The organism is Chryseobacterium sp. YIM B08800, assembly GCF_026163565.1.
GTDB lineage: Bacteria > Bacteroidota > Bacteroidia > Flavobacteriales > Weeksellaceae > Chryseobacterium.
Genome location: NZ_JAPDKN010000030.1, coordinates 85,962 through 94,167 on the forward strand (window position 1 = coordinate 85,962; position 8,206 = coordinate 94,167).

Here is an 8,206-nt window from a genome sequence, read left to right on the forward strand (position 1 = left end):
GTATCGCCTGATACGATTCTTTTTTTTATGTAGTAAACATACTTTTGTAACGTACCAAAAGATCGATGAAATAAGAATAAGTAATAGCACCTTCTTGCTGATTGCTTTTAAGAAAAAGATTATTGGTAAACCCAAAAAATACATTCAGATATCCTTGATGTTCTGCTATAAATTTCTTTTCGTTCAACCGGTCTCGCTTCATTCCTTCAGAATAATTTTCTAAAGCGGTTTTTACAAACTCTTCATCTTCATCCACAATAGAATTCAATAAACTTTTTAAAGTAAAATACTCTGTACTGTATCTAAGTTCAGGATTTTTTGAATGTACACCAATCAGATAACCTATAAAATTTGCTTCCTGTTCTCTTGCAAATCCTAATTGATGAGAACTTTCATGAGAAAGTGTAAATGGGAGGTAAGAAGAGGGTAATTCAGCGTTAAATTGAGCTTCTGCAGTGAAAGGATTGTAATATCCTAAAATCCCTGTAAAACTCATTGTTTTTCCAAACAAACTGGATTTAAATGAATGGGTTGTAGTGCTTTCTTTTTGATTGATAAAACTTGGAAGGTTTTTTTGTTGATTTAAAATTTCCTGCTGAATTGCACTTAAATCTTTAATAACAAAAACTCCGTTGTTATCTTCTTTAACGAGCTTTCTGGTTGCTTTCGATTTTTCAAGATATTCTAAAGCTAATGCTTTTCTTACGTCCAGTGTAACGTCAGTTTTTGGAAGTTTTGTGATAATCGGGATCTGAAAATACAGCATTCCCCAAAATATCTGATAAGTGAAATAAGCGATATTTAAAACAATTAATATTCTAAATAAGGCATTACTTCTAGTTTTCTTTTTAAAGAGTTTGATGATTAAATAAATCAATAAAATTCCCAATAAGATATACAGTAAATCCCCAAATGAAAAAGGGATCCATGCGAATAACAATTGATGGATATTTTTCTGAAATTCAAATAACTTTTCAAAAAATAAAACGGCAAATTTTAGTTTTGAAAAAGTATAGAACAAAAGAAATTGGGCAAGTAAAATACCCGCCCAAAATCTCTTTTTTTTATATGTTTTTGTAGTATTAATGCGCACCTTCAGATTCTAAAACGTCAACATCAATTCCTTGTTTGCTTAAGGTCTTCTTTGCAAGATAAGCAAATAGGGTAATATAAGCAAAGCAAAGTACCGGGATAATATACGAGCTGTGAATTCCGATAATATCAGAAAGTTTTCCTTGTAACGGAGGGATAATTCCACCTCCCAAAATCATCATTACCAAGAATGCAGATCCTTGAGCGGTATATTTTCCTAATCCTGTAATCGCTAAAGTAAAAATTGATGGCCACATAATGCTACATGCAAGACCTCCAGATAAGAAAGCGTAAATAGCAAAATTTCCGGTGGTCATTAAACCTACAATCATTGCAATAACTCCAAAAAGTCCGAAAATAATAAGTGTTAAAGCGGGTTTGTTTTTACTCACTAAGAATAAAATCACCTGAATAACGATACAGATTGCGTAATAATATAAATGTGACATATCTTTTTGCGCAATTATATTAATTCCTATAATGACAAAAAATGCGACAAACGGAACAACAATTGTTGCAATCATCTGTTGCTGTTTATTCAAATTGAAAACACTGATGGCACCTGTCCATCTTCCAATCATTAAACTTCCCCAATACATCGAAATATAAGGCGCTAAATCTGAAGACTGATGTCCTCCGAATTCCGGTAAGCTTAAAAGTTCACCCAAATTACTTCCAATAGCAACTTCTACTCCTACATAAGCAAGAATAGCAAGCATCCCCAAAACAAGCTGTGGATATTTCATCGCTCCCCATCCTTCAGGATTTTTCTTAGAGCTTGTATTTGCATAAACAAGACAAAGAACTACCGCTAACAAAGCACCGCCTAAATAGTACATTCTTGTTTTTTCCAGAGGATGTTTTACTTCCAGTAATTCTGCTTTTTTAGTGTCAATATTTTGTTGGATGTTTTCTATCGTAGCAGCATTGGTTTCAGATTTTTTGCTGTCTTGTAAAACGGTAATTTCTTTATTTAAGTCCTCAATTTTTATAGCTGCATCAGAATTATAACTAGCAAATACAGGAATGAAACAAAGGATAACCAAAACGGTCATTGCAATCAGATTTTTTCTTGCTTTTCCTGCTTTTTCCATAGGTTCTGTAGAAATTCCGGCAGGTAATTTTTTAGAAAAATGGAAAATTCCGGCAGCAATTAAAAATAATGCTCCAACAGCAGTATATAATAAAATTACTTTGTCTAAAGCCAAATGTTTGATCTGATCATCATCTACAGTTGCAGTAGTTCCGAAAAGAGCTAAACCAACGATGATTGGACCAATTGATGTACCAAAAGAGTTGACTCCACCTGCAAGATTCTGTCGGCTTGTTCCTGTTTTAGGATCTCCTAGCAAAACAGCGAAAGGATTGGCTGCAGTTTGCTGGATAGAAAAACCAAGCGCTACAACGAATAATCCAATTAGCATTCCGTAGTAAACATTTGCTTTCACTGCAAGTATCATAATGGCTGCTCCAATTGCGGAAAGGAGAAGACCGTAAACAATACTTTTTTTGTAGCCCCATTTTCCAATAATGTCTATACCTTTGATTGTACTAAAGATGAAAAGCAATAATGCTCCCAAAAAGTATGCTGTATAGAATGCAAAGTCGATAAGCTGCGACTGGAACTGATCGAGTGAAAAATAATTTTTACAGAAAGGAATAAAAATGCTGTTTCCTGCTGCAATAAAACCCCAAAAGAAAAACACTAAAATCAGTGTATAAAGTGCGGGGTAATTAGTAGGTTGAGTAGTTGTTTTTGACATATTTGTTAAAAATAGATTCTTAATAACAAATATATATTTTTTATGTGATTAACTGTGTTCTGTTAAAGTTTTTTTTATTGTCTCAAAAGCAGACAGCTTTAAATCTTTTGGAGAATTGGTTGGCTCCAGAATATCGTTGAAAAATACTTTTACTTTTCCGGGATATCCTTTAGAATTGTCAAATGGAAACATTTCCTTCAAACCTATAAAAGTAAAAACAGCAATAGGAGAGTGGTGTTTTGATGAAAGTGTAAAAGCTCCATCTTTAAATTCATCTAAAACAATTGAGGTATCATCTGGAACACCGCCTTCAGGAAAAATAACAATGCTGTTGCCTTCTTCCATTTTTTCGGCACATCTTCTGTAAACATCGGCGCGACTTCTGGCGCTGCTTCGGTCAACCATTACGCAGATTCTTTTATAAATAGTTCCAAAAATCGGAATTTTTTCCAATTCTTTTTTTCCAACATAACAAAGCTGATGATTGGGGAACAAAATGCAGGGAAGCATAATATCCATAATCGAAGTATGGTTTGAAATGATAACGTATTGTGTGTTTTTATCAATTTTTTTATCGGTAAGATTGATGAGTTCGTATCTTAAACCCATTCCGAAAAACATTCCGTAGCACCAAATTCTTATTAAAACATGGGCATATTTGAATGTGCTTTTCTTTAAAGACAGAATGTATACCGGTAATCCCAGAATAATAGTCAGAACAAATGCTAATATAATCAGCCAGAATCTCCAGAGGTAATTTAAAATTGTAGTCACAAATCAACCGTTAAATATTACTTTTTTCTTCACAGAATAATTAAGAATAGAAACCAATAAAATAGCGGCAATCTTACTAATCATTTCCGGACTCAAGGTATAAAAAATTAAATCAATATTATCTTTAAATATAAAACTATAAAAGATTTGGAAGAAACTTAAACTTAAAATGGTTGAAATAAAAGAAACTACCATAAAGTAGGCAAATTCTTTTCGTTTAGAATGTTTTCCTCGTTCAAAAACAAACCAGATGCTCAGGAAATAATTAAAAAGAATTCCGCAGCTTGTTGATAAAATATTACTTAACGGATAATGAATTCCGTGAAAATTTTGCTCCTGAGAAATAATTTGTGGAAGATAGGTACTGAAGACTTTGAAACTGCCGATCTCCACAATCGCACTGAGTCCGCCTGCAATGATAAATAATAATACTTGTTTGTGGCGTAGTAGTAATGCTCTCATCTATTTTAATAATACGCAAATTTATAACTATATGTTAAACAGTGAAAAAAGTTGTTAATTTTTTTTTTCGTGTTAAAATAATTTCTAAATTTAATTTTCAGAACGAAAGAAACTGTACCTGATAAAAAATTCATTTTCAACTTTTTCTGTTGATGGTCTTTCTATCTTGTAATGCACGATGAGAAGTATCTGCACAAGTTTTACAAACCACATTAACCTAAATATTTGTATGAAATCTCAAAACAAATACAGAAAATTTCAGCTTCAGCAAAAAAATATTGAAGTTTTGGAAAAAGAAAATACCCGTTTCAAAAGGGTGTACTCAGAGTACGAAAATATGTCAAACGACCTTTGGAATCTTGAAAATTCTAATGGTGATCCTGTACCCGACGATTTTATCAACGCGATGGTAATGCAAGCAACCTATCTTGAAGAAGAGATAGAAGACTGGCTAATACAGTATAACCAAAATAAAAGCGAAATTAAAAACTGAACTTAATCATAAATGAGAGTATCTTGTGTCTGTTTTTGAGGTCTAATTGAAGATAAATTCATAATTTAGCCCCTTAAAATTAGAAATATGGTTGCTATTGTTGATAGTGGTTCTACTAAATCTGACTGGGTAATCTTGGATGACTTCAAAAATGTTTTCTTAAAGACCGAAACTATTGGTTTCAACCCCAATTTTATCAGCAAAGAGCTTATTGTACCGGAAATTGAAAAAAATAACAGTTTATTATCTGTAAAAAATTCAATTACCAAAATCTTTTTCTACGGTTCTGGTTGTGGCGTTAGAAAAAATTGCGAAACAATAGAAGAAGAAGTAGGAAAGGTTTTTACCAATGCAGAGATTATTGTAAAAGAAGATTTGTATGCAGCAGCTTATGCAGCGTATAACGGAAAACCAACAATTGTCTGTATTTTGGGAACGGGTTCAAACTCATGTTATTTTGACGGAGAAAATTTAAAGATAAAACTTCCTTCATTAGGTTATCTTATGGGTGACGAAGGAAGCGGAAGCGCCATCGGAAAACAGTTGGTGCGCAGATTCTTTATGCAGAAGCTTCCTCAGGATTTACATCTTGAGTTCAAAGAAATGTATGGATTAACGATTGATGAAGCATTGAAAAACATGTATCATACAACCAGACCCAATGCATACTTAGCCAATTTCAATAAATTTGTGGTCGAAAGAAAAGATCATCCTTACTTTAAGGAAATGGTTTTGGAAGAGATGAAAAACTTTTTCGATTATCAGGTTCTTCCGTATGAAGAATCTCAGGATGCCGAGATCAATTTTATCGGCTCTATTGCTTATTATTACGAAAATATTTTACGTTCTGCAGCGTCAGAACTCAATTTGAATGTGGGACACATTGTACAGAAGCCAATCGAAAGCTTGGTTGATTACCACATTAAATATATTTTATAGTAGATAATAAGTTTAATAAAAAAAATAATATATAAATAAATGTCAAATTAAGTAATAAAATTTTAGCGGAGAAATCCAGTCTTGAATTTTTGGTTCTTTTGTTTTAAGACAAAAGAACATTTATAACTTCTAATTTGATACACATTAAATAAAAAACCGAAAATTATATGTCAAGTAAAACTCACCGCGACGAAAAAAACTTTAGTCAGGCAGCGTTAGATTATCATAAAGCAGAACCCAAAGGAAAGATTGAGGTAATTCCTTCAAAGCCACACTCATCGCAGAGAGATTTGTCTTTGGCATATTCTCCGGGAGTGGCTATTCCTTGTCTGGAAATTGAAAAAAATCCTGAAACGGTTTATGATTATACAGGAAAAGGAAATTTGGTGGCGGTTATTTCAAACGGAACAGCAGTTCTTGGTTTGGGAGACATCGGAGCTGAAGCTTCAAAACCGGTAATGGAAGGGAAAGGTCTTTTGTTTAAGATTTTTGCAGACATCAACGTTTTTGATATTGAAATTGACGAAAAAGATCCCGATAAATTTATCCAGATCGTAAAAGGGATTGCTCCAACTTTTGGAGGGATCAACCTTGAAGATATCAAAGCTCCGGAAGCTTTTTATATTGAGCAAAAATTAAAAGAAGAATTAGATATTCCGTTGATGCACGATGATCAGCATGGAACGGCTATTATTTCTGCAGCAGCATTGATCAACTCTCTTCAGATTGCCAATAAGAATATCGAAGAAGTGAAAATGGTGGTAAACGGAGCAGGAGCTGCGGCAATTGCTTGTACCAATCTTTATATTTCTCTTGGTTTAAAAAGAGAAAATGTATTGATGTGCGACAGTAAAGGTGTTATCAACCATAAAAGAGAAAATCTTACTCCTGAAAAATTAGATTTCATCGCTCAAACGGATATTGAAACTTTAGAAGATGCTGTAAAAGGATCAGATGTTTTCATTGGTTTATCTAAAGGAAACGTGATGAGCCCTGAAATGCTTTTAAGTATGAACGAAAATCCAATCGTTTTTGCTTTGGCAAATCCGGATCCTGAAATTGCTTATGATCTTGCGGTAGAAACCAGAAAAGATGTCATCATGGCGACGGGAAGAAGTGATTATCCTAATCAGGTAAACAATGTTCTTGGTTTTCCATATATTTTCCGTGGCGCATTAGATGTTCAGGCAAAAGGAATTAATGAAGAAATGAAATTGGCAGCAGTTCATGCAATTGCTGATTTGGCCAAAGAACCGGTTCCTGAAGCGGTAATTTTAGCTTATAACGTTAAGAATTTACAGTTTGGTAGAGAATATTTTATTCCGAAACCATTTGACAACAGATTAATTACCAAAGTATCAAGTGCAGTTGCAAAAGCGGCTATTGATAGTGGTATTGCAAGAAAAACAATAGCAGATTTCGACGAATACGAAACTCAGCTTCTCGACAGAATGGGAAGAGATGAGAAGTTGGTAAGAATGATGCAAAACCGTGCAAAAGCTAATCCGAAAAGAATCACTTTAGGAAATGCTGAAGAATATAATGTTCTGAAAGCTGCACAGATTTTATATGAAGAAGGAATTGCTCATCCTATTCTTTTAGGAGACAAAAAGTATGTGAAAGAGCAAATGGAGCGTTTCGGAATCAACATTGATGTTCCGATTATCGATCCTAGTGATGACGATCAAAAAGAAAACAGAAAAAAATACAGAGAAACCCTTTGGAAACTTCGTCAGAGAAAAGGGATGAACGAGTACAAGGCAAAAAGATACGTTCGACAGAGAGACTATTTTGGTCCTTTGATGTTAAAACATGGTGATACAGACGGATTGATTATTGGTTTTTCTAAAAACTATGTTTCTACTTTAAGACCTGTTTTAGAAGTAATCGAAAAAGATAAAGGGGTTGATAAAGTCGCGGCAATGATGATGATTTTATCTGAAAAGAAACCTATTTTCTTTGCAGATACTTCGATTAACCAAAATCCTACCGCTGAAGATTTAGTGAATATTGCTAAAATGGCAGAACACACCGTGAAGTCATTCGCTATCGAGCCGAGAATTGCCATGTTAGGTTTCGAAAACTTTTCTGCCATTTCTGATACTTCCAAAAAAGTGGCGAAAGCAGTAAATATTCTTCATGAGAAATTCCCGAAAATGATTGTGGATGGAGAAATTCAGCCTGATTTTGCAATGAACTCTGATCATTTAAGTGATTATCCGTTCTCAAAATTAGGAACAACTCCGGCAAACACATTCATCTTCCCGAATCTAGAATCTGCAAACTTATCTTACAAAATCATCAGAGGAATGAAAGTTGCTCAGGTAATCGGACCAATCTTGATGGGATTGAAACAGCCGGTTCACGTTTTACAAATGCGTTCAAGTGTAGATGAAATTGTAAACTTAGCAACAGTTGCAGTTTTGGATGCACAGAGAAGAGAGGTTAAAAAATAATTTTTGATTGAAGTCCCGAAGGGACGACTTAATAAAGGATAGGATAAAATCCTATCCATCAAAAATATAAATCAAAAAAGTCGGGCAGAATTCGTAGAATTCTGCCCGACTTTTGTTTTTACGTAAGCTGTATCTTCGATTTAGCAATACCTTTCCTTAATATAATAAACGTGGTCACTCCCACAATTACTTCTATCAAAGCGCTTCCCCAATAAATACTTTTCACT

7 protein-coding genes are annotated in these 8,206 nt (G+C 33.8%); 3 read left to right on the plus strand and 4 right to left on the minus strand.

What is annotated here, in order from left to right; genetic code table 11:
* Nucleotides 1-25: 25 nt before the first annotated feature.
* Genes OEW74_RS12850 through OEW74_RS12865 form a run of 4 tightly spaced genes read right to left on the minus strand, consistent with a single transcriptional unit; the run spans nucleotide 26 to nucleotide 4,091 of the window.
* Nucleotides 26-1,093: a DUF3810 domain-containing protein gene (locus OEW74_RS12850; RefSeq protein WP_265428850.1), complete on the minus strand. Its 1,068-nt coding sequence runs from the start codon at nucleotides 1,091-1,093 to the stop codon at nucleotides 26-28.
* The gene (locus OEW74_RS12855) at nucleotides 1,083-2,855 is read right to left on the minus strand and encodes an MFS transporter (RefSeq protein ID WP_265428851.1); all 1,773 of its coding nucleotides are present in this window, start codon (nucleotides 2,853-2,855) and stop codon (nucleotides 1,083-1,085) included. Before OEW74_RS12855 ends, OEW74_RS12850 begins: the two co-directional genes overlap by 11 nt.
* Nucleotides 2,856-2,903: 48 nt before the next feature.
* Complete coding sequence (locus tag OEW74_RS12860; protein WP_265428852.1) at nucleotides 2,904-3,629, minus strand: lysophospholipid acyltransferase family protein; 726 nt, start codon at nucleotides 3,627-3,629, stop codon at nucleotides 2,904-2,906.
* Nucleotides 3,630-3,632: 3 nt separating this feature from the next.
* Nucleotides 3,633-4,091, minus strand: a complete 459-nt coding sequence (locus tag OEW74_RS12865; protein WP_265428853.1) for a GtrA family protein — start codon at nucleotides 4,089-4,091, stop codon at nucleotides 3,633-3,635.
* 229 nt (nucleotides 4,092-4,320) lie between these two features.
* Between OEW74_RS12865 and OEW74_RS12870 the strand changes: the two genes are divergently transcribed.
* The 3 genes from OEW74_RS12870 (at nucleotide 4,321) to OEW74_RS12880 (ending at nucleotide 7,979) form a co-directional block, all read left to right on the plus strand.
* Nucleotides 4,321-4,584 (plus strand): hypothetical protein, encoded by a 264-nt coding sequence (locus tag OEW74_RS12870; RefSeq protein WP_265428854.1) that lies wholly within the window; start codon nucleotides 4,321-4,323, stop codon nucleotides 4,582-4,584.
* An 87-nt stretch (nucleotides 4,585-4,671) separates the two neighbouring features.
* Nucleotides 4,672-5,523, plus strand: a complete 852-nt coding sequence (locus OEW74_RS12875) for an ATPase (RefSeq protein WP_265428855.1) — start codon at nucleotides 4,672-4,674, stop codon at nucleotides 5,521-5,523.
* A 167-nt stretch (nucleotides 5,524-5,690) separates the two neighbouring features.
* Nucleotides 5,691-7,979: an NADP-dependent malic enzyme gene (locus OEW74_RS12880; RefSeq protein WP_265428856.1), complete on the plus strand. Its 2,289-nt coding sequence runs from the start codon at nucleotides 5,691-5,693 to the stop codon at nucleotides 7,977-7,979.
* Nucleotides 7,980-8,206: the final 227 nt, after the last annotated feature.